The organism is Streptomyces sp. NPDC050704, assembly GCF_040654355.1.
Lineage (GTDB): Bacteria > Actinomycetota > Actinomycetes > Streptomycetales > Streptomycetaceae > Streptomyces.
Genome location: NZ_JBFAHW010000059.1, coordinates 47,294 through 66,328 on the forward strand (window position 1 = coordinate 47,294; position 19,035 = coordinate 66,328).

The window sequence follows — 19,035 nt, forward strand, 5'->3', positions numbered from 1 at the left end:
CTCTGTCTTTGTCCTCCCCGGCCTACGGATCGGCCGGATTGACGGGCTGAACAGCACTCGATGGAATGGCACACCCATCCTTGAGGTTGGCACTCAATATGCCCGTCCCCACGCGCAACAACAGCGCCACCAATGACCACCGCACCCGCATGCCCCTGGCCGTCTACATCCTCGGGCTCTCCGTCTTCGCACTCGGCACCAGCGAGTTCATGCTCTCCGGCCTGCTGCCGGCCGTCGCGGACGACATGAACGTGTCGATTCCGCGCGCGGGCCTGCTGATATCGGCCTTCGCGGTCGGCATGGTGGTGGGCGCGCCCCTGCTGGCCGTCGCGACCCTGCGGCTGCCCCGCCGCACCACCCTGATCGCCCTCATCACGGTCTTCGGCCTGGGCCAGATCGCGGGCGCCCTCGCCCCGAACTACGCCGTGCTCTTCGTGTCCCGCGTCATCAGCGCGCTGGCCTGCGCCGGATTCTGGGCGGTCGGCGCGGCCGTGGCCGTCGCGATGGTCCCGGTGAACGCCCGCGCCCGCGCGCTCGCCGTCATGATCGGCGGCCTGTCGATCGCGAACGTCCTCGGCGTCCCGGCGGGCGCCTTCCTCGGCGAGAGCCTCGGCTGGCGTTCGGCGTTCTGGGCGGTCGGCGCGGCCTCCGCGATCGCGCTTGTCGGAGTGGCCACCCTCATCCCCCGCATCCCGCTCCCGGACGAGAAGCCGCAGCTCAGGCGCGAGCTGACGATCTACCGCGACCGCCAGGTCTGGCTCACCATCTCCCTCATCGCGCTCGCCGCGGGCGGTGTCTTCTGCGCGTTCAGCTATCTCGCCCCGCTCCTCACGGACGTCGCCGGGCTCGACGAGAGCTGGGTGCCCGCCGTGCTCGGGCTGTTCGGGATCGGCGCGCTGGTCGGTACGACGATCGGCGGCCGGATCGCGGACGCGCACCTCTTCGGGGTGCTGCTCTCCGGCATCGCCGCCTCGACCGTCCTGCTCGTCGCGCTCGCGCTGCTCGGGCAGTACGCCGTGGCCGCCGTCGCGCTCTCCTTCCTCCTCGGCCTCTCCGCCTTCTACACGGCCCCGGCCCTGAACGCCCGGCTGTTCAACGTCGCCGGCGCCGCCCCCACCCTGGCCGCCGCGACCACCACGGCCGCCTTCAACCTCGGCAACACCAGCGGCCCCTGGCTCGGCGGCGCGGTCATCGACGCGGGCCTCGGCTTCTCCTCACCGGCCTGGGCGGGCGCCGCCATGACGCTCACTGCGGGCGCGGTGACGGCGGTCTCGCTGCGCCTTCACCGACGTACGGCATCCAGGGTGGTCATCGGCGCCCAGCCCGCCGACTCCGCCCACTCCGACCGGTCCATGGTGTCCAACTCGCCCGTAAATCCGTCCCGTTCCGCGAACTGAGCACCTATTCTCACCGACATGGGGGACATGGGCATGAGCGCGGACATGGGCGGGGAACGGGTGGAAGAGGCCGTCACCGGCGCGCTCGCGCTGCTGCGAACGGCGGCCGGGCGGGACTGGAGCGTCAAGGCGGGCCGCCTCGACTGGAGTTGCCGCCGGACGGCGGAGCACATCGCCTCGGCTCTCGTCGCGTACGCGGGGCAGTTGGCGGGCCGCCCCACCGACCGGTACGTACCGTTCGACATCACCTTCGAGGAGTGCGAGGGCGCCGAGGACGTCCTCGAAGTCATCGAGACGACCGCCGCCCTGCTCGCAGCCGCGATCCGCGCCACCCCACCCGAGGTCCGCGCCTTCCACCCCTACCCCTTCCGCAGCGCGAACCGCGAGGGCTTCGCCGCGATGGGCGTCACCGAGGTGCTCGTCCACACGCACGACATCGCCGAGGGCCTGGGGATCGCGTACGAGCCCCCGGCCGCGCTCTGCGAGGGCGTACTGACCCGGATCTTCCCGAACGTCCAGCCGGCCCCCGACCACTGGCGGACCCTCCTGTGGGCCACCGGCCGGGGCGACCTGCCGGGCCGCGCCCCGGTCACCACCTGGCGCTGGAGCAACAACCTGGTCATCCCCGCCGAACGCCTCACCCTGCAAGGGGTCAGCCCCGCGGCCGCCACCGACCTGCACGTGGGCGGCGGCACCGGCGGCTTCGAGTGGACCGAGGACGGCCCGCTGGACGGCACGCGCGCCGGCGCCGGCCTGGTCGTGCGGGCGTACGAGGCCGGGACGCACCGCCCGGAGTGGGGCCAGTTCGTCCTCGTACGCCGTGCGGACGGACGCGCGGTCGGCAGCATGGGCTTCCACGGCGCCCCCGACGACGAGCGCCGCTCCGAGGTCGGCTACGACCTGGTGGAGTCCGCCCGCGGCCACGGCTACGCGACCGAGGCCCTGCGCGCCCTGTCCGCGTGGGCACTGGCCCGCGAGGACGTAACAGCCCTGTTCGCCCTGGTGGACCGCGCCAACTCCCCTTCCCAGCGCGTAGTTTCACGCGCGGGCTACACGCTGGTGAGCGAGGGCGAGGAGGCGTACGCGTACGAGCTGCGCCGCTAAAACCCGGGGGGCCGGGGGGCCGGGGCCTACGAACTCCCGGACTCCGACTCCGTACGCCCCTTATGCCCCGCACTCCCCGTAGGTCCCATACTCCCCGTACGTCCCTTGGGTCTGCGCAGGCCGGACGCGTGGAGGAGCCGTACCACCTCGCGGCTCCGCACCTCCACCGCGCCCGCCCGCACGACGTCCGCGTACCGGTGCGCGGGGATGTCGTAGTGGTCGCGCTCGAAGGCCCGCGGCGGGACGCCCAACTCGGCGGCGAACCGGTGCAGTTCGTCGAACGAGACGTCGCTGACCAGGTGCGACCACATACGGCCGTGCCCCGGCCAGTCCGGCGGATCTATGTAAACCGTCACGAGGAAGGCGTCCCCCCGGCGGCCGACCCGAGGGCGCCCACCGCCGAGACCGTCACGCCCGCCTTGTGGCACACCCAGTGCGGGTCGGGCCCCAACTCCGGCTCCACGTCGAGGGCATGCGGGTCACCGGCACCGCAGACCGGGCAGAGCGGCCAGCGCCCGTACCGCTCCAGCAGCGCGTCCTGTACGTCCTGGGCCACCAGCCCCGCCACGAAGTCGACCCCCTCGGGCCACTGCTCCACCCACCACCGGCGCTGCACCACCGACTCCTCGACAAGCGAGACGACGTCGGCCTCCGCGACCTCCCCCGCGACAAGATCGGCGAGCACCAGCGCACGAGCCGCGTGCAGCGCCTGCTCCAAGGGGCTGACGGAATGAGGAGATGGCGGAGAGTCGTCCATCCCTCCATTGTGCGCCAGCCCCACGGCGTAAGCCGCGCCCCGCAAGGGGCGCGGGGAACGGCGCGCCCAGCCCCCACCGAACCCGCACCCACCCACCGGCCCGATAAGGGGCGCGAGGAACTGCGCGACAAGCCCCCACCGAACCCGCACCCACCCACCGGCCCATTAAGGGGCGCGAGGAACTGCGCGACAAAGCCCCACCGGCCCGCACCCACCCACCACCCCCGGCGCGGAGCGCCAACCACCCCCGCGCCCCCCTTGACCCACCCCCCGCCCGAAAATATCTTTCACACGTGAGCAACAAAGTGAAGGAAATTTTCGCCGGACCGGCCCCACCCGCCCCGGCCGCCCTCGCGGCAAAGGTCCGCACACTCGCCCCATCAATGACCCGCTCAATGCAACGCGTCGCCGAGACAGTGGCAGGCGACCCAGCCGGCTGCGCAGCCCTCACAGTCACCGGCCTCGCGGAGCTAACCGGCACCAGCGAAGCCACCGTCGTCCGCACCGCCCGCCTCCTCGGCTACCCCGGCTACCGCGACCTGCGCCTCGCCCTGGCCGGCCTCGCCGCCCAGCAGCAGTCGGGCCGGGCCCCCGCCGTGACCGCCGACATCGCGGTCGACGACCCGATCGCGGACGTGGTCGCCAAGCTCGCGTACGACGAGCAGCAGACCCTCGCCGACACCGCGGCCGGACTGGACACGGTCCAGCTCGGCGCCGCCGTCGGCGCGCTCGCCGCGGCCCGCCGTATCGACGTCTACGGCGTCGGCGCGTCCGGCCTCGTCGCCCAGGACCTCGTCCAGAAGCTGCTGCGCATCGGCCTGATAGCCCATGCCCACAACGACCCGCACCTCGCGGTGACCAACGCGGTGCAGCTGCGGGCCAAGGACGTGGCGATCTCGATCACGCACTCCGGTTCGACCGGCGACGTCATCGAGCCGTTGCGGGTCGCCTTCGAGCACGGGGCCACGACGATCGCGATCACCGGGCGCCCGGACGGACCCGTCACGCAGTACGCCGACCACATCCTCACCACGTCCACGGCCCGGGAGAGCGAGTTGCGGCCGGCCGCGATGTCCTCGCGTACGAGCCAGCTCCTTGTCGTGGACTGCCTGTTCATCGGGGTTGCGCAGAAGACGTACGAGACGGCGGCGCCCGCACTGTCGGCGTCGTACGAGGCGCTGGCGCACCGCCACCGGAGTGCTCCGCGGTAGTGCCGTTTGAGGCCGGTGGGTAGGTGCGGGTAGTGGGGGGCTGGTCGCGCAGTTCCCCGCGCCCCTGAAGGGGCGCCCAGCTGCACCGGAGAATCCAGTACCAGAAAGCCACGCACCAGAAAGAGCCGCCGTACATGACCTCCAGCGCCGATGCCACCGACGCCTCCGCCCCGTCTCCCTCCTCCTCCAACCATCGTGATCTGCGGGCCGAGTTGGAGACCCTGACCACCGAGGCGTTCCGGCCCGAGTTCTCCGAGATCGACCGGCTGCCCACGCTCGACATCGCGAAGATCATGAACGGCGAGGACGCGACCGTGCCGGCCGCCGTCGCCGCACGGCTCCCGCAGATCGCCGCCGCGATCGACGCGACCGCGGAACGGATGGCCCGGGGCGGCCGCCTGGTCTATGCGGGCGCGGGCACCGCCGGCCGGCTCGGGGTCCTGGACGCGTCGGAGTGTCCGCCCACCTTCAACACGGACCCGTCCGAGGTGGTCGGCCTGATCGCGGGCGGACCGTCCGCCATGACCACGTCGGTCGAGGGCGCGGAGGACTCCGGCGAACTGGCCGCCGAGGACCTGACCGCCCTGGACCTGACTCCGGACGACGTGGTCGTCGGCATCTCCGCCTCGGGCCGCACCCCGTACGCGATCGGCGCGGTGGAGTACGCCCGCGCGGCCGGCGCCCTCACCATCGGCCTGTCCTGCAACGCGGACAGCGCCCTCGCGGCAGCCGCCGACCACGGCATCGAGGTGGTCGTGGGCCCGGAGCTCCTCACCGGCTCGACCCGCCTGAAGGCCGGTACGGCCCAGAAACTCGTCCTCAACATGCTCTCGACGATCACGATGATCCGCCTGGGCAAGACGTACGGGAACCTGATGGTCGACGTACGCGCCTCGAACGACAAGCTGCGGGCCCGCTCCCGCCGCATCGTCTCCCTCGCCACCGGCGCCTCCGACGAGGAGATCGAGTCGGCACTCGCCGCGACCGACGGCGAGGTGAAGAACGCGATCCTCACGATCCTGGCCGACGTGGACGGCCCGACGGCGGCCCGCCTGCTGGCCGAGAACGGGGGCCACCTGCGCCCGGCGCTGGCGGCGGCACTCAGCTGACCTCCTGCCGGAGTCGGGGTCGGGGTCGGAGCCGGACGGGACGGTGGACTGTCAGTGCGGCATGCGAGGCTGGGTGGGCCAACAGGAAAGGGGTACGAGCACCGTGAACCACGCGCAATTGACCGCCCTGGGCCGCGCCCTGCGGGTGCTCGGCGAGCACGGGGACGCGTTGTCCGCCGACACGGCCGACACGAAGCTGCACGAGGTCAAGGCCGACCTGAAGCGGGCCCTGGACCTGCTGGAGGAGACCGTCAGCACGGCGGCGCCCACCACGCGCTGCCCCGAGCACCCCACGGGACCGGTCGACGAGGATGCCCCCGACCTGTGCCTGCTCTGCGAGACCCGCCGCCGCATCGCCCGCCGCTCCAAGGTCAACGACTCGTTCCCACAAGGCCGTTCACCCGCTCCGGACGAGATCGTGGAGCGTACGAAGTCCCGTTACGGCGTACGGGGCGACCGCCCCCAGCCCCAGCAGCGCTGGCTCCCCGAGCTGTGGACCGGCCAGGCCTGGCAGCTCTGCGGCACCCCCCGCCGAGACAAGCAGGAAGCCGAGCTGTACCTCTCCGCCCAGCGCCGCGGCCCCCGCCCGAGCATGGCCTACCGCCTGGTCCACGAGTTCACCGACTACGAGGTGCTACGGATCTGGGGCACGCCGGTGAAGATCGACATCGAGCCGATGGGGAACTTGTAGGCGAGTTCGGGTCCGCCTGACCCGACACGAACCGAACCGTCATCTCGGCCGGGACCCGATCGGGTTCGGGTCGGGTTCAGGGCTTGCATAATGACGAGACGATACGTATCGTTTCGCAACATGAAGCCACTCGAACAACTCCTCCCCGTCGCACCCGGCACCCACCTGTGGACCGAGCAGCGCGGCAGCGCCGACGCACCGCCCCTCCTCCTCATCATGGGCGCGGGCGCGTCCGGCCTCGGCTGGCCCGAGCCGCTGGTCGACGCCCTCGCCGCCCACCACCGCGTGATCCGGTACGACCACCGCGACACGGGCCGTTCCACCTGGTCGTACGAGCAAGAGCCGTACCGCATCACCGACCTGGCCACCGACGCCCTCGCGGTCCTCGACGGCCTGGATGTGCGGCGGGCCCATGTCGTGGGGCTGTCACTCGGCGGCATGCTGGCCCAGTTACTCATCGCCGACGCCCCCGACCGCCTGCTGAGCGCCACACTGATGGGAACGGCGGCCCTCAGCACCGCCCCCTACACCCGCCCCGACGGAACCCTCGTCCCGGCGGACGAACTCCCCGGCATCTCACCCGAGATACTGGAGCTGTGGTCGCAGCCCGTCGAGGACCACGGCCTGGAGGCCGAGCTGGACCGGCGCGTGGCGCACTGGCGGGCACTCGCCGGCGACCAACTCCCCTTCGACGCCGCATACTTCCGCGACCTCGAACGGCGCATCATCGAGCACTCCGGCGGCTACGCCACGTCACCCGCACACGCCCTCGCAGACCAGTCGGACCTGCTCCGCACCGAGGCACTCGCCACGACCGAGGTACCCGCGCACGTCATCCTCGCCCCGGCCGAGCCCGTGTTCCCGCCGCCGCACGCACAGCACCTCACCCAGGCGATCCGGACCGCCCACCTCACCGAGATCCCGGGCATGGGCCACGCACTGCCGGGCCCGCTTCTCCCCGACCTCGCCAAAGCGGTGCTCTCCCACACCACGCGAGCCACGACGTCCCGGTGAGGTGGTGAGGTGGTGAGGTGGTGAGCTGGTCCATCGTCACGTCAACGGCGAGCGGACAGCCAGTCATCGAGCACGGCAAAGTCCGTATCGGCGAGACCGATCACGGAATCCACCCGGTGGAGGAGCGCCTGCCCTCGATGGTGCCTCGACACCCAGACGCGATCGAGATCGGTGATCTCGTCATCGACCCAGATGAACGGGCGTCCGGCCGCAGCCCGGACCAGCGCCCGGGTCTTCCAGTGCAGCACGCCCGCCTCGTCCTCCTCCGGCGCGTCCGGCAGGTCCGCCACCGGTAGCTCGGGCAGCCCGAGCAGCGGCGCTATCACCTCGTTGGCGTCGTCCATCCACGCGGTGGCCCAGATCAGCACGCAGGGCAGCGCGAGCAGACGCGGACCGTGTGCCGGGTCGATCTTCGCGAGCTGAGGATTCGACATGTCCTGCCAGCTGTCCCACTCCCCAGGGGCCGACGGAAGCCGCCCTCCGCCATAGGGCAGCAGCGTTCCGTCTACATCCAGGAAGAGCAGCGGCGACTCCACGTGATCGGTCATGGCCACACGCTAGCGGCGCTCCGCCCGGGCGAGGGCTGGAGTGGTCGGCCGCCGATGCGAGAGGGCACCGAGCCGCAGAGATCCGGAATCACCACAACCAAATAACAAGAGTCTTGTTAAAATGGCGTCATGGCCACCACTTCCGACCCCGGCCCCGGCGAAGGGCCCGTCCGCCCGGTCTCCGTCTCGCTCCACGAAGGCACCATCGCGGCCCTGAGGGCACGTACCGGCAAGCGCGGCATGTCCGCCTATGTCGAAGCCCTCATCCAGCGCCAACTGGAACGTGACCGGCTGCGCGAACTCATCGAGGACGCCGAAGCCGAACACGGCCCGGTCGACCAGACAGCGGTCGCGGCAAAGCGAGCGCTGCTGCGCGGCGACGCGGCCGATTCCGCGAACGTCGCGTGAGCGGCACGCTCGTTCTGGACTGCGAGGGGCTGTCCAAACTCGTCCGGCGCACACCCGAACTCACCGAATGGCTGGCGGCAGCCGAGGCCGAGGACATCCGTGTCGTCACCAGCTCCGTCACCCTCGTCGAAGCCCGCGACCCGAGGACCGACCAGCCCCGCTTCGACCACGCCGTCTCCCGGGTGAACATCATCCCGCCCGCCGAAACCATCGCCCGTCACGCGAGCAAGCTCCTCGCCGCAGCGGGACTGCACGGCCACAAGTACGCCCTCGACGCGATCGTGGCCGCCACCGCACTCTCTTCCCTGGCCCCGGTGACCGTCCTTACCTCGGACCCGGAAGATCTCCTCATGCTGTGCGGCCCCGGACCCCGCATCCGCGTCGTCAAAATCTGACCCTCGAACGCCGGTCACGGCAGCCGCCCCTCCCGGTTGATCCGCCGCACCCGCTCCCGCAGCACCTCCCCCGGCGGCGCGGCCCCCACCGCCTCCGGCGGACAGTCCCACTCCCGCCCACCGCCCACGGGCCGCAGCTGTACGTAGCCTCCCTCGCGCCCCATGATCTGCCCGACCCGCCCGTCCCGTACGTCGACCGCGTACTCCCCGCTCACGCCTCCTCCCCCGCCCCGCGCAGGATGGCGGCCAGCCGCGCCGCCGTACGCACGTTGCACCGGCCCAGCGCGACCAACGCGAACGGCTCGCCGGTCGCCGCCGTCACCGGATCGACCCCGAGCGACGGCAGGACGAGTCCCGCCCCGTCCAGGGCCGCCCGCAAGCACGCCACCACCTCTTCCGTCGACCGCACCCGCTCGCTACTCGACGTCAGCTCCATCGCGCCCTGCCTCCACTCTGAGTGTTCCCGTTCAGCACACAGCGTGGCCATAACGCCTCTAACCTGGCCAGAGTCGGCGCCCCAACAACAGCACCTGTGTGACAGGGAGTTGCGCATGGCAGGACCGAAGGACCTTGACCCGTCCTCGTCACCTCGCGCTCTGCTGGGCTCGGAACTGAGGCACGCGCGCGAGAAGAAGGGGCTCAGCCAGGCGAAGTTGGGCGAGCCTCTCTTCGTCAGCGGCTCGTTCATTGGCCAGCTGGAGTCCGGGACTCGGCGCATGCATCACGAGTACGCCGTCAAAATCGACCAGATCCTGGGTACGAACGGCTTCTTCACGCGCAACTGCGAGGCTTCCGCCAAGTCCAAGTACCCGAACCACTTCACCGAGGCGGTGGAAGCGGAGGCACTCGCCACGTCGATCAGGCAGTTCACACCGACGCTGATCCCCGGCCTGCTGCAAACTCCCGGCTACGCAGAGGCGCTGTTCCAGACCTACTGGCCGACGGCTTCGGAGACCGAGATCGAGCAGTTGGTGGCGACCCGAGTAGAGCGCCTACGCCTGCTGGCCGATCCAACAACCCCGTTGTTGTGGATGGTCCTCGACGAGGCCGGCCTCCGGCGCACGGTCGGCGGCGCGACGGTCATGGCGGCATCCCTCCACCACATCGCAGACCTGGCACGGCGTCGCCGGATCATCATGCAGGTGCTCCCGTTCGGCGCAGGCGCCGTGGGATCCCTGGCGAGCGGCATCAAGCTCATGTACTTTCCCGACGCCCCTCCACTCGCCTACACGGAGGGAATCGGCATGGGGCAGCTGGTGGACGAACCGGCGGCCATCACACGCCACGAGTTGACGTTCGACCTGGTCAGGGCCAGCGCACTCTCCTTCCAGGATTCCCTGGCCCTCATCGAGTCACTAGCGCAGGATTACACCCATGAAGCAGCACAGCCCTGAAACCTGGCACAAGTCCAGCTACAGCGGGGGCGACGGCGCCGACTGCCTCGAAGTGGCCCCCGGCAACCCCACCCACACCCCCGTCCGCGACTCCAAGAACCCCCTCGGCCCGAAGCTCAAGTTCCGGGCCGAGGCATGGTCGGCGTTCGTCGAAAACCTCAAGCAGGACTAGCGGGCCGCCGCCCCGAAGCTCAAGCACCGAGCTCCGAGCCCTGCTTCTGAGGATTGGGTGGTGGGCCACAACCCACCCACCCTCCCTGCGAGTTGACTTGCCGCGTTCGACTTGCCACGCACAGTCACATGGGCTTAGCGTGCCCAAATAGCAAACAACCCCCGCCAGGTGCTGGAACACCTGCGGGGGTCTGACCAACAAGATCGATCAGAGGTCGACCTGTGGCTGACGCCAACCTTAGTCCTGCCTTTCTGCCCGCGCACGCGACCCCGCACCCCATGGCCAACCCGGGTTACGGAAAACGCGGCGCCCAAGGCCGAGGCATACCGCAAGGGCCGCGCTCGCACAGACGGTTTCCGGGCGCCGGTGGACCACTTCAGGGGTCACGGTGAGTGGTCCGAGTCCGACGGTGCCCTCATGGCCGTCGAGATCACCTCTCACGACCGGGACACCAACCGCCGAGACCGCATCGACAAGCCCGTCGGCTACGCGGAGGCCGACATCCCCGTCTACCTCCTCATCGACCGCGACAACAACACCGTCACCGTGTTCAGCGAGCCGAAGGAAGGCCGCTACCAGCAGTCCCCGTCCTACCCGTGGGGAGCCTCGGTCGAGCTCCCCGCCCCCGTGAACATCACCCTGGAAACCGAGAAGCTCAAGGACTACGCGGACTGACGACCGACCTGACCGGACCGACCGGACCTGACAGCCCACCACAAGGCCGAAGGGTGCGCCCCCGGGCCTCGGCCCGTGGAACACACCCTTCAGACCCGCCGCGTCGGTCAGTACAGCTTGTTGACCGCGGTGACGGTGGTGTTCTTGAAGTCGGCGACCTGAGCGTGCTGGAAGTTGCCCATCTGGCCCCAGTCGACGACCGTCACGGTCCGGCCGTCCCGTCCGACCGAGAGCAGACCGATGTCGGAGGAGCCCCAGGAGGAAGCGGTGTGGACGCCGTAGACGTGGGCGCCCTCCTCGACGTTGAGCTTGCCGTAGTACTTCTGCGTCGCGGTGATGTCGGGGTCCTGCGCCATCAGCTTCTTGGCGCAGTCGTCGAGGTTCTTGCGCAGGAAGGCCGCGAAGTCCTTGGCCCGCTGCTCGTCCCGCTCCACCACCGTGACCTGCACGGCGTTGGTGTCGTACTCGGTCCCGAAGCTGCGGTGAGAGGCGATGGACGGCAGCGCGTCGCCCACACAGATCGGCAGCGCCTCGGGCTGCCCGGCGGTGACCGGCCCGGCGTACCAGGGAGAGCTCGGGTGCGGCGGCAGCTCGCCCGGCTCCAGGAACCGGGGGGTGTCGGAGTCGGCGGCGGTGGTGGCAGCGGCAGCCGGGACGGCGGCCACGGCGATACCGGCCAGGGCGGTCAGGGCGGTCACGGTGGCCAGGGCGAGTCGGTTACCGCGAGTACGGACGTTCATGTTTCCCCCATGTCGGTCGTTCACATCGTGATGTCGATCAGGTGAGGCGGTCGGCCCGTCACTGCGCATCACGGGCACCTCACACCAGATAAGACCCCCGGCCGCCCCCGCCCGTTGTACTCCGCCACGCCACGGATACGTCCCGAATGTCTCCGTCCGGCAACAGCGGCGCCCGGACCGCCTTCCGGCCCACGTACCCGCCTACCCGCGTACGCCGAGGGCGGCACCCCTGCCGAAACGGGGTGCCGCCCTCGGCGTACAGCGACGGTCAGCGGCCATCAACGGCCGTCAGCGGCCCTCAGCAGCCGTCACATCAACTGAGCGACCCCAGCGCCGTCGGCTCGTACGCCCCCAGCTCCCCGAACCGCCCGTCCAGCACCTTCGCCGCCCACTGCGGGTCCTGGAGCAGCGCGCGGCCGACGGCGACCAGGTCGAACTCGTCGCCCTCCAGCCGGTCCAGCAGGTCGTCGAGGCTCCTGGTCTCGGAGCCCTCGCCCTGGAAGGCCTTGAGGAAGTCGCCGTTCAGGCCGACCGAGCCGACGGTGATGGCGGACTTGCCGGTGAGCTTCTTCGTCCAGCCGGCCAGGTTCAGGTCCGAGCCGTCGAACTCGGGGAGCCAGTAGCGGCGCGTGGACGCGTGGAAGACGTCCACGCCGGCCGCGGCGAGCGGGGTCAGCAGGGCCTCCAGTTCCTCCGGGCTCTCGGCCAGCCGCGCCTTGTACGCCTCCTGCTTCCACTGCGAGTACCGGAAGAGGACCGGGAAGGTCGGCGACACCGACGCCCGTACCGCCGCCACGATCTCCGCCGCGAACTTCGTACGGGCCACCGGGTCGCCGCCGTACGCGTCGGTACGGCGGTTCGTGCCCGACCACAGGAACTGGTCGATCAGGTAGCCGTGCGCACCGTGCAGCTCGACCCCGTCGAAGCCGATCCGCTCGGCGGCGGCCGCGGCCTCCGCGAAGGCGGCGATCACGTCGTCCAGGTCCGCCTGGGTCATGGCCTTGCCCGTGCCCGCCGTGCCGTCGAGGCGCAGTCCTGACGGGCCGACCGCGGGCGCGTCCGCGAACGGCGGCTCACCGGCGGACCGCACCATGCCGATGTGCCACAGCTGCGGCATGATCTTCCCGCCCGCCGCGTGGACCGCGTCCGCGACCTTCGCCCAGCCCGCCAGCTCCTCCGCCCCGTGGAAGCGCGGGACGCTGTCGCTCTGCCCGGCCGACTCGTGGCCGACGTACGTGCCCTCGGTGATGATGAGGCCGACGCCCCCGGCGGCGCGGCGCGCGTAGTACGACGCCACGTCCTCCCCCGGCACACCGCCCGGCGAGAACTGCCGGGTCATCGGCGCCATCACGATCCGGTTCGGGACGGTCAGCCCGTTCAGGGAAACGGGCCGGGCCAGAATCTGGGCCGCACGGGAGGCGGAGGCGGTGGCAGTCACGAAGGGGGCTCCTCGAAGAGGTCGGTCGGGCGGCGAGCGCACGGGAGATTCCGGTCGGTATGTGCGCATGCATCAACCCGTGCCTACGGGTCAACCTCCCCGCCCGTGGCGCGCATTCCTCCCCGCCGCCGCACACTTCTGTGACCCCGGACACGCCCGAGGGCGGCACCCCTGGATGGGGTGCCGCCCTCGTCTGCGTGCTGCGTACTTCGTACTGCGTCCTGCGGTGAACTACCGAGCCTGGGCTTTCGCCTGGGCTCAGAAGTCCATGTCGCCGCCGGGCATGCCGCCACCGGCGCCGGCGCCGGCCCCGGCCTTCTCGGGCTTGTCGGCGATGACGGCCTCGGTGGTGAGGAACAGCGCGGCGATGGACGCGGCGTTCTGCAGGGCGGAGCGCGTGACCTTCGCCGGGTCGATGATGCCCTCGGCGATCATGTCGACGTACTCACCGGTCGCGGCGTTCAGGCCGTGGCCGATGGGCAGGTTGCGCACCTTCTCGACGATGACGCCGCCTTCGAGACCACCGTTGACGGCGATCTGCTTGAGCGGGGCCTCCAGGGCGAGCTTCACGGCGTTGGCGCCGGTCGCCTCGTCACCTTCGAGGTCCAGCTTCTCGAAGACCGTGGTGGCCTGGAGCAGGGCGACGCCGCCACCGGCGACGATGCCCTCCTCGACGGCCGCCTTCGCGTTGCGAACGGCGTCCTCGATGCGGTGCTTGCGCTCCTTGAGCTCGACCTCGGTGGCGGCACCGGCCTTGATGACGGCCACGCCGCCGGCCAGCTTCGCCAGGCGCTCCTGGAGCTTCTCGCGGTCGTAGTCCGAGTCCGAGTTCTCGATCTCGGCACGGATCTGGTTGACCCGGCCCGCGACCTGGTCGGCCGAACCGGCGCCGTCCACGATCGTGGTCTCGTCCTTGGTGATGACGACCTTGCGGGCACGGCCGAGCAGGTCGACGGTCGCGTTCTCGAGCTTGAGGCCGACCTCCTCGGAGATGACCTCACCACCCGTGAGGATCGCGATGTCGGCCAGCATGGCCTTGCGGCGGTCACCGAAGCCCGGAGCCTTGACGGCGACGGACTTGAAGGTGCCACGGATCTTGTTGACGACCAGGGTCGACAGGGCCTCGCCCTCGACGTCCTCGGCGATGATCAGCAGCGGCTTGCCCGACTGCATGACCTTCTCCAGGAGCGGGAGCAGGTCCTTGACGTTACCGATCTTGGAGTTGGCGATGAGGATGTAGGGGTCGTCGAGCGACGCCTCCATCCGCTCCATGTCGGTGGCGAAGTACGCCGAGATGTAACCCTTGTCGAAGCGCATACCCTCGGTGAGCTCAAGCTCCAGACCAAAGGTCTGGGACTCCTCGACGGTGATGACGCCTTCCTTGCCGACCTTGTCCATGGCCTCGGCGATGAGCTCGCCGATCTGGGTGTCGGCGGCGGAGATGGAGGCCGTCGAAGCGATCTGCTCCTTGGTCTCGACATCCTTCGCCTGCTCCAGCAGGGCACCGGAGACGGCCTCGACGGCCTTCTCGATACCGCGCTTGAGAGCCATCGGGTTGGCGCCGGCGGCTACGTTGCGCAGACCTTCGCGCACGAGCGCCTGGGCGAGCACGGTCGCCGTGGTCGTTCCGTCGCCGGCGACGTCATCCGTCTTCTTGGCGACTTCCTTGACCAGCTCGGCGCCGATCTTCTCGTAAGGGTCCTCGAGCTCGATCTCCTTGGCGATGGAAACACCATCGTTGGTGATCGTGGGGGCGCCCCACTTCTTCTCGAGGACGACGTTGCGGCCCTTGGGGCCAAGGGTGACCTTGACGGCGTCGGCGAGCTGGTTCATCCCGCGCTCGAGACCGCGCCGTGCCTCCTCGTCGAACGCGATGATCTTGGCCATGTGAAGTGGTCCTCCCGGACTGGGGTGGATTGCTCCGGACCGCGCTGGCGCCCGCGACGGACGGCCTGCCTGCCTCGTGGTTCCCTGCCCCACCCGGCCTGCGGGCCTCACCCACCCGGTCCTTCGTTATCACTCTCACCATCAGAGTGCTAACGCCAATGATTAGCACTCGACCCATGCGAGTGCAAGCGGCTCACGATGATCCGCAGGTGGGAGCAGGGGCGTACGGGGCGCGCAGGCATGCCGAAGGGCTCGCACCCGAGGGTGCGAGCCCTTCGAAAGAAGAACGTCGCTGCAGTAAGTCGGCGCGTGCTTCAGCCGGTCGCCAGTCGGACCATGTCCGCCTGCGGCCCCTTCTGGCCTTGCGAGATCTCAAAATCGACTCGCTGACCCTCTTCCAGGGTGCGGTAGCCGTCCATCTGAATCGCGCTGTAGTGGACGAATACATCCGCACCACCGTCGACCGCGATGAAGCCGTACCCCTTCTCCGCGTTGAACCATTTGACGGTGCCCTGAGCCATGCCTAACTCCCCTATTACTGGCCCTTGCACAGACCCGCACTTCGCGGATCCGGGTCAGACCTCACCCCCCAACGGTTGGGGGTGTGCGCCGGAACGCGTCGACCGCGGCTGAATGTATCCGTCCAACTGCCGTCTGCAACAGGTCAATCGGACGAGAATTCTGAGCACTGCCGATCAGGAATATGTGGAGATTCCACGAAGATCCAGGGCAAGTCGGGCCCCATAAATGCCATAAGCGGCTCAAAAAGGCCGCTCACTTTGGCTGCTTCTTGTCGGGCTCCAGGCGTGAACTCATATGCGCCCGGCATGCGAAGCGAAGCAGGTTCCCCAACTGTACCGCGCTCAACCATACAGAATTGCCCCCTCCGTTTCTCTCACGGAGAGGGCAATTCGATGAACGCTCAGTAACTACAGTTACCGACGGTAATGATCAGCCTCCGGCACTGCGCTCAATGGTCAGCCTCCGGCGACGGCCGGAATGATCGAGACTCCGGCCCCGTCAGGCGTCGCCGTCTCCAGCCCCTGCTCGAAGCGGACGTCGTCGTCATTCACGTACACATTGACGAAGCGACGCAGCTTGCCCTGGTCGTCCAGGACGCGGGCGGCGATACCGGTGTGGTTCTTCTCAAGGTCGGCGATGACCTCACCGAGAGTCCCACCCTCGGCGGCCACCTCGGCCTTACCGCCCGTGTAGGTGCGCAGGATGGTGGGGATACGAACGTTGACGCTCATGGGGAGTGACCTCCGGTCGGGTATGGCTGGCGGCCCGCGCCCCTCAGGGGCGCGGGGAACTGCGCGACCAGCCCCCACCGGCCCGCAGCATGAATACGGCGTCTAGGAAGCGAGCCCAGCCTCACGGAACGAGTCAAGACTGGGACGGATGGTCGCAGTGAGCCCCGTGTCGGAGGCAACCGCGTCCAGGGTCTTGAGACCGTCACCCGTGTTCAGGACGACAGTCGTGAGCGTCGGATCCAGCAGCCCGTTCTCGATCAGCTTCTTCGCAACCCCCACCGTCACACCACCGGCGGTCTCCGCAAAGATTCCCTCGGTCCGCGCCAGCAACTTGATCGCGTCCACGACCTGCTCGTCGTTCACGTCCTCCACGGCACCCCCGGTACGCCGCGCGATGTCAAGCACGTACGGCCCGTCCGCGGGGTTTCCGATGGCGAGCGACTTGGCGATCGTGTTCGGCTTCTGCGGCCGTACGACGTCGTGTCCGGCCTTGTAGGCCACGGACACCGGCGAGCAGCCCTCGGCCTGGGCGCCGAAGATCTTGTACGGCTTGTCCTCGACGAGCCCGAGCTCGATCAGCTCCTTCAGACCCTTGTCGATCTTCGTGAGCTGGGAGCCGGAGGCGATGGGCACGACCAGCTGGTCCGGGAGCTGCCAGCCGAGCTGCTCGCAGATCTCGTACGCCAGGGTCTTGGAGCCCTCCGCGTAGTAGGGCCGCAGGTTGACGTTGACGAAGCCCCAGCCCTCGCCGGCCGGGTCGCCGATCAGCTCGGAGCAGAAACGGTTCACGTCGTCGTAGTTGCCCTCGATGCCGACGAGCTCGCCGCCGTAGACCGCGGCCATGACGACCTTGCCCTGCTCCAGGTCGTGCGGGATGAACACGCAGGAACGGAAGCCGGCCCGGGCGGCGGCGGCGCCCACCGCGCCGGCCAGGTTGCCGGTGGAGGAGCAGGAGAGGGTGGTGAAGCCGAAGGCGCGGGCGGCCTCGATGGCCTGGGCGACGACGCGGTCCTTGAAGGAGTGCGTCGGGTTGCCCGAGTCGTCCTTCACGAAGAGCTTGCCGGGGTCGACGCCCAGCTCGCGGGCCAGGTTGTCGGCCTGGACGAGCTTGGTCCAGCCCGGGTTGATGTTCGGCTTCTGGGCCACGTCGGCGGGGACGGGCAGGAGCGGCGCGTACCGCCAGATGTTCGCGGGGCCCGCTTCGATGCGCTTGCGGAGTTCCTCGGTGTCGTACGCCGAGAAGTCGTACGCGATCTCCAGCGGGCCGAAACACTCCTCGCAGGCGAAGACCGGGCCGAGCGGGACGCGGTGGCCGCACTCGCGGCAGGAAAGCGCGGCGGCGGGGCCGAGATCTACAGCGGCCTTGGAGTTCGTGGTGTCCGCGGAGGTCGTGGCATCCGTGGAGTTCGTGGTGCTTGCAACTGTCTGCGCAGCCATGGAGGCGAGGCCCTTTCTCCTCATCTTCCTCACGACGCACTTCGCCGTGAGACGGATTTGGCACCTTCCCGAGCCGGGAGCCTCGCGTGGCTGATCGACAATGATCAGGACGAGACCGGCTGGAGGGTTGCCGGGGCTTCAACGGGCCGTATCCCTCTGCCCCTCTGGATGAGCGGTATTCGATTGTTGATCGGTGAAACACGTTGACGACCCCCGACATGCGATGGTCATCAGCGTTGCTCAAGACTGTAACCGAAGGCCTGGATCGTGGAGAGAGCCGTCCGAACCGCGAGATGGCGGCCCACACCGGTCGCCGCCCGCGGCGGGCACACGCATCCCAATGAACGCAAGGGAGAGCCGCACGTGCTGGAAGACGTCGAGCGCTGGCTGAACACGCGCTCCTGGGCCGTTGACGACCGCCCGCTCAAGAAGCTCATCGCCGCGAAGCGCTCCGCCAACTCCACGGTGAGCGTGGTGCTGCCCGCGCTCAACGAGGAGGAGACCGTCGGCGAGATCGTCGCCGTGATCCGCCGCGAGCTGATGACCAGGAAGGTGCCGCTCGTCGACGAGATCGTCGTGATCGACTCGGGTTCGACGGACCGCACCTCCGAGGTCGCCGCCGAAGCGGGCGCCCGCGTCGTGCACCGGGACGAGATACTCCCGCGCATCCCGGCCGTCCCCGGCAAGGGCGAGGTGCTGTGGCGCTCGCTCCTGGTCACCAGCGGGGACATCGTCTGCTTCATCGACGCGGACCTGAAGGAGTTCTCGGCGGACTTCGTCTCCGGGATCGTCGGCCCGCTGCTGACCGATCCGGGGGTGGACCTCGTCAAGGCGATGTACGACCGCCCGCTCGGCTCCGCCGCAGGTCAGGGCGGCCGGGTCACGGAACTCATGGCCCGCCCGCTGCTGAACATGCACTGGCCGCAGCTGGCCGGCTTCGTCCAGCCGCTGGGCGGGGAGTACGCGGCCCGCCGCTCCCTCCTGGAACAGCTGCCCTTCCCCGTCGGATACGGCGTGGAGCTGGGCATGCTCATCGACGCCCTGCACCTCGTGGGCCTGGACTCGCTCGCCCAGGTCGACGTCGGCGTCCGCAAGCACCGCCACCAGGACGGGCAGGCGCTGGGCCGGATGGCCGCCACGATCTACCGCACGGCCCAGCTGCGACTGGCCCGCGGCCACCTCGTCCGCCCGGAGATCACCCAGTTCGTACGGGGCGAGGACGGCTTCGAGCCGCGCACCCACTCGGTGGACATGGAGGAACGCCCCCCGATGGCGGAGATCGCGGAGTACGTGGAACGAAAGGCGGCGTAGGGCGGGCCCTGGGGCGGGCTGTCTTCATGGTGGAGACGACCTGGTTCTCGCACCGCGCGCTCTGGCACCTGGTCTTCGGCGGCGCCTTCCGCCG

At 69.6% G+C, this 19,035-nt stretch carries 23 protein-coding genes and 1 riboswitch; of the genes, 12 read left to right on the plus strand and 11 right to left on the minus strand.

Going from position 1 to position 19,035, the window contains the following annotated elements; translation table 11 throughout:
• Positions 1 to 149: 149 nt before the first annotated feature.
• Positions 150 to 1,397: a Cmx/CmrA family chloramphenicol efflux MFS transporter gene (locus tag AB0I18_RS30405; RefSeq protein ID WP_363108843.1), complete on the plus strand. Its 1,248-nt coding sequence runs from the start codon at positions 150 to 152 to the stop codon at positions 1,395 to 1,397.
• Positions 1,398 to 1,424: 27 nt separating this feature from the next.
• The gene (locus tag AB0I18_RS30410; RefSeq protein ID WP_363108844.1) at positions 1,425 to 2,501 is read left to right on the plus strand and encodes a GNAT family N-acetyltransferase; all 1,077 of its coding nucleotides are present in this window, start codon (positions 1,425 to 1,427) and stop codon (positions 2,499 to 2,501) included.
• 26 nt (positions 2,502 to 2,527) lie between these two features.
• Here AB0I18_RS30410 and AB0I18_RS30415 read toward each other — a convergent pair whose 3' ends face one another.
• Both AB0I18_RS30415 and AB0I18_RS30420 read right to left on the minus strand, forming a co-directional pair.
• Positions 2,528 to 2,857, minus strand: a complete 330-nt coding sequence (locus AB0I18_RS30415) for a DUF4031 domain-containing protein (RefSeq protein ID WP_363108823.1) — start codon at positions 2,855 to 2,857, stop codon at positions 2,528 to 2,530.
• A complete protein-coding gene (locus tag AB0I18_RS30420; RefSeq protein ID WP_363108824.1) occupies positions 2,854 to 3,258 on the minus strand; it encodes a hypothetical protein in 405 nt (134 codons plus the stop codon). Before AB0I18_RS30420 ends, AB0I18_RS30415 begins: the two co-directional genes overlap by 4 nt.
• Positions 3,259 to 3,551: 293 nt before the next feature.
• On the opposite strand from AB0I18_RS30420, the gene AB0I18_RS30425 reads away from it, so the two are divergent.
• The 4 genes from AB0I18_RS30425 to AB0I18_RS30440 all read left to right on the plus strand — a co-directional run bounded on the left by AB0I18_RS30425 (position 3,552) and on the right by AB0I18_RS30440 (position 7,283).
• Positions 3,552 to 4,469 carry a MurR/RpiR family transcriptional regulator gene (locus AB0I18_RS30425; protein WP_363108825.1) on the plus strand — a complete coding sequence of 306 codons (918 nt, stop codon included), beginning with the start codon at positions 3,552 to 3,554 and terminating at the stop codon, positions 4,467 to 4,469.
• 134 nt (positions 4,470 to 4,603) lie between these two features.
• Positions 4,604 to 5,578, plus strand: a complete 975-nt coding sequence (gene murQ / locus AB0I18_RS30430; protein ID WP_363108826.1) for an N-acetylmuramic acid 6-phosphate etherase — start codon at positions 4,604 to 4,606, stop codon at positions 5,576 to 5,578.
• Between the two features lie 103 nt (positions 5,579 to 5,681).
• Positions 5,682 to 6,269, plus strand: coding sequence for a hypothetical protein (locus AB0I18_RS30435; protein ID WP_363108827.1), 588 nt, complete (start codon positions 5,682 to 5,684; stop codon positions 6,267 to 6,269).
• A 120-nt stretch (positions 6,270 to 6,389) separates the two neighbouring features.
• On the plus strand, positions 6,390 to 7,283 hold the full coding sequence (locus AB0I18_RS30440) for an alpha/beta hydrolase (RefSeq protein WP_363108828.1): 894 nt from the start codon (positions 6,390 to 6,392) through the stop codon (positions 7,281 to 7,283).
• 41 nt (positions 7,284 to 7,324) lie between these two features.
• Here AB0I18_RS30440 and AB0I18_RS30445 read toward each other — a convergent pair whose 3' ends face one another.
• A complete protein-coding gene (locus tag AB0I18_RS30445; protein WP_363108829.1) occupies positions 7,325 to 7,831 on the minus strand; it encodes an HAD domain-containing protein in 507 nt (168 codons plus the stop codon).
• A gap of 129 nt (positions 7,832 to 7,960) precedes the next feature.
• Between AB0I18_RS30445 and AB0I18_RS30450 the strand changes: the two genes are divergently transcribed.
• Positions 7,961 to 8,239 (plus strand): hypothetical protein, encoded by a 279-nt coding sequence (locus AB0I18_RS30450; protein ID WP_363108830.1) that lies wholly within the window; start codon positions 7,961 to 7,963, stop codon positions 8,237 to 8,239.
• On the plus strand, positions 8,236 to 8,634 hold the full coding sequence (locus tag AB0I18_RS30455) for a DNA-binding protein (protein ID WP_363108831.1): 399 nt from the start codon (positions 8,236 to 8,238) through the stop codon (positions 8,632 to 8,634). Before AB0I18_RS30450 ends, AB0I18_RS30455 begins: the two co-directional genes overlap by 4 nt.
• Before the next feature lie 14 nt (positions 8,635 to 8,648).
• On the opposite strand, the gene AB0I18_RS30460 is transcribed toward AB0I18_RS30455, so the two are convergent.
• Positions 8,649 to 8,849 carry a hypothetical protein gene (locus tag AB0I18_RS30460; protein ID WP_363108845.1) on the minus strand — a complete coding sequence of 67 codons (201 nt, stop codon included), beginning with the start codon at positions 8,847 to 8,849 and terminating at the stop codon, positions 8,649 to 8,651.
• Positions 8,846 to 9,070 (minus strand): hypothetical protein, encoded by a 225-nt coding sequence (locus AB0I18_RS30465; protein WP_363108832.1) that lies wholly within the window; start codon positions 9,068 to 9,070, stop codon positions 8,846 to 8,848. The genes AB0I18_RS30460 and AB0I18_RS30465 overlap by 4 nt, the downstream gene beginning before the upstream one ends.
• A gap of 115 nt (positions 9,071 to 9,185) precedes the next feature.
• On the opposite strand from AB0I18_RS30465, the gene AB0I18_RS30470 reads away from it, so the two are divergent.
• The 3 genes from AB0I18_RS30470 to AB0I18_RS30480 all read left to right on the plus strand — a co-directional run bounded on the left by AB0I18_RS30470 (position 9,186) and on the right by AB0I18_RS30480 (position 10,875).
• Positions 9,186 to 10,028: a helix-turn-helix transcriptional regulator gene (locus AB0I18_RS30470; protein WP_363108833.1), complete on the plus strand. Its 843-nt coding sequence runs from the start codon at positions 9,186 to 9,188 to the stop codon at positions 10,026 to 10,028.
• Positions 10,009 to 10,200 (plus strand): DUF397 domain-containing protein, encoded by a 192-nt coding sequence (locus AB0I18_RS30475; protein ID WP_363108834.1) that lies wholly within the window; start codon positions 10,009 to 10,011, stop codon positions 10,198 to 10,200. The genes AB0I18_RS30470 and AB0I18_RS30475 overlap by 20 nt, the downstream gene beginning before the upstream one ends.
• Before the next feature lie 417 nt (positions 10,201 to 10,617).
• The gene (locus AB0I18_RS30480) at positions 10,618 to 10,875 is read left to right on the plus strand and encodes a Uma2 family endonuclease (protein ID WP_363108835.1); all 258 of its coding nucleotides are present in this window, start codon (positions 10,618 to 10,620) and stop codon (positions 10,873 to 10,875) included.
• Between the two features lie 107 nt (positions 10,876 to 10,982).
• Here AB0I18_RS30480 and AB0I18_RS30485 read toward each other — a convergent pair whose 3' ends face one another.
• The 6 genes from AB0I18_RS30485 to thrC form a co-directional block, all read right to left on the minus strand.
• Positions 10,983 to 11,615, minus strand: coding sequence for a hypothetical protein (locus AB0I18_RS30485; RefSeq protein ID WP_363108836.1), 633 nt, complete (start codon positions 11,613 to 11,615; stop codon positions 10,983 to 10,985).
• 313 nt (positions 11,616 to 11,928) lie between these two features.
• Positions 11,929 to 13,053 (minus strand): NADH:flavin oxidoreductase, encoded by a 1,125-nt coding sequence (locus AB0I18_RS30490; RefSeq protein ID WP_363108837.1) that lies wholly within the window; start codon positions 13,051 to 13,053, stop codon positions 11,929 to 11,931.
• A gap of 258 nt (positions 13,054 to 13,311) precedes the next feature.
• On the minus strand, positions 13,312 to 14,940 hold the full coding sequence (gene groL, locus AB0I18_RS30495) for a chaperonin GroEL (protein WP_363108838.1): 1,629 nt from the start codon (positions 14,938 to 14,940) through the stop codon (positions 13,312 to 13,314).
• A 314-nt stretch (positions 14,941 to 15,254) separates the two neighbouring features.
• Positions 15,255 to 15,461: a cold-shock protein gene (locus tag AB0I18_RS30500; protein WP_007493268.1), complete on the minus strand. Its 207-nt coding sequence runs from the start codon at positions 15,459 to 15,461 to the stop codon at positions 15,255 to 15,257.
• Between the two features lie 456 nt (positions 15,462 to 15,917).
• On the minus strand, positions 15,918 to 16,193 hold the full coding sequence (locus AB0I18_RS30505) for a MoaD/ThiS family protein (RefSeq protein WP_362448042.1): 276 nt from the start codon (positions 16,191 to 16,193) through the stop codon (positions 15,918 to 15,920).
• 102 nt (positions 16,194 to 16,295) lie between these two features.
• Complete coding sequence (thrC, locus tag AB0I18_RS30510) at positions 16,296 to 17,630, minus strand: threonine synthase (protein WP_363108839.1); 1,335 nt, start codon at positions 17,628 to 17,630, stop codon at positions 16,296 to 16,298.
• A gap of 17 nt (positions 17,631 to 17,647) precedes the next feature.
• Positions 17,648 to 17,805: riboswitch (SAM riboswitch) on the minus strand.
• Positions 17,806 to 17,993: 188 nt separating this feature from the next.
• Here thrC and AB0I18_RS30515 point away from each other — a divergent pair.
• Positions 17,994 to 18,941, plus strand: coding sequence for a glucosyl-3-phosphoglycerate synthase (locus tag AB0I18_RS30515; RefSeq protein WP_363108840.1), 948 nt, complete (start codon positions 17,994 to 17,996; stop codon positions 18,939 to 18,941).
• Positions 18,942 to 19,035: the final 94 nt, after the last annotated feature.

Bases quoted from the DNA above. Each gene is read 5' to 3' on its own strand.
- AB0I18_RS30405 (WP_363108843.1), top strand. From the start codon at position 150: ATGCCCCTGGCCGTCTACATCCTCGGGCTCTCCGTCTTCGCACTCGGC.
- AB0I18_RS30410 (WP_363108844.1), top strand. From the start codon at position 1,425: ATGGGCATGAGCGCGGACATGGGCGGGGAACGGGTGGAAGAGGCCGTC.
- AB0I18_RS30420 (WP_363108824.1), bottom strand. From the start codon at position 3,258: ATGGACGACTCTCCGCCATCTCCTCATTCCGTCAGCCCCTTGGAGCAG.
- murQ (WP_363108826.1), top strand. From the start codon at position 4,604: ATGACCTCCAGCGCCGATGCCACCGACGCCTCCGCCCCGTCTCCCTCC.
- AB0I18_RS30440 (WP_363108828.1), top strand. From the start codon at position 6,390: ATGAAGCCACTCGAACAACTCCTCCCCGTCGCACCCGGCACCCACCTG.
- AB0I18_RS30445 (WP_363108829.1), bottom strand. From the start codon at position 7,831: ATGACCGATCACGTGGAGTCGCCGCTGCTCTTCCTGGATGTAGACGGA.
- AB0I18_RS30450 (WP_363108830.1), top strand. From the start codon at position 7,961: ATGGCCACCACTTCCGACCCCGGCCCCGGCGAAGGGCCCGTCCGCCCG.
- AB0I18_RS30465 (WP_363108832.1), bottom strand. From the start codon at position 9,070: ATGGAGCTGACGTCGAGTAGCGAGCGGGTGCGGTCGACGGAAGAGGTG.
- AB0I18_RS30470 (WP_363108833.1), top strand. From the start codon at position 9,186: ATGGCAGGACCGAAGGACCTTGACCCGTCCTCGTCACCTCGCGCTCTG.
- AB0I18_RS30475 (WP_363108834.1), top strand. From the start codon at position 10,009: ATGAAGCAGCACAGCCCTGAAACCTGGCACAAGTCCAGCTACAGCGGG.
- AB0I18_RS30480 (WP_363108835.1), top strand. From the start codon at position 10,618: ATGGCCGTCGAGATCACCTCTCACGACCGGGACACCAACCGCCGAGAC.
- AB0I18_RS30485 (WP_363108836.1), bottom strand. From the start codon at position 11,615: ATGAACGTCCGTACTCGCGGTAACCGACTCGCCCTGGCCACCGTGACC.
- groL (WP_363108838.1), bottom strand. From the start codon at position 14,940: ATGGCCAAGATCATCGCGTTCGACGAGGAGGCACGGCGCGGTCTCGAG.
- AB0I18_RS30500 (WP_007493268.1), bottom strand. From the start codon at position 15,461: ATGGCTCAGGGCACCGTCAAATGGTTCAACGCGGAGAAGGGGTACGGC.
- AB0I18_RS30505 (WP_362448042.1), bottom strand. From the start codon at position 16,193: ATGAGCGTCAACGTTCGTATCCCCACCATCCTGCGCACCTACACGGGC.
- thrC (WP_363108839.1), bottom strand. From the start codon at position 17,630: ATGGCTGCGCAGACAGTTGCAAGCACCACGAACTCCACGGATGCCACG.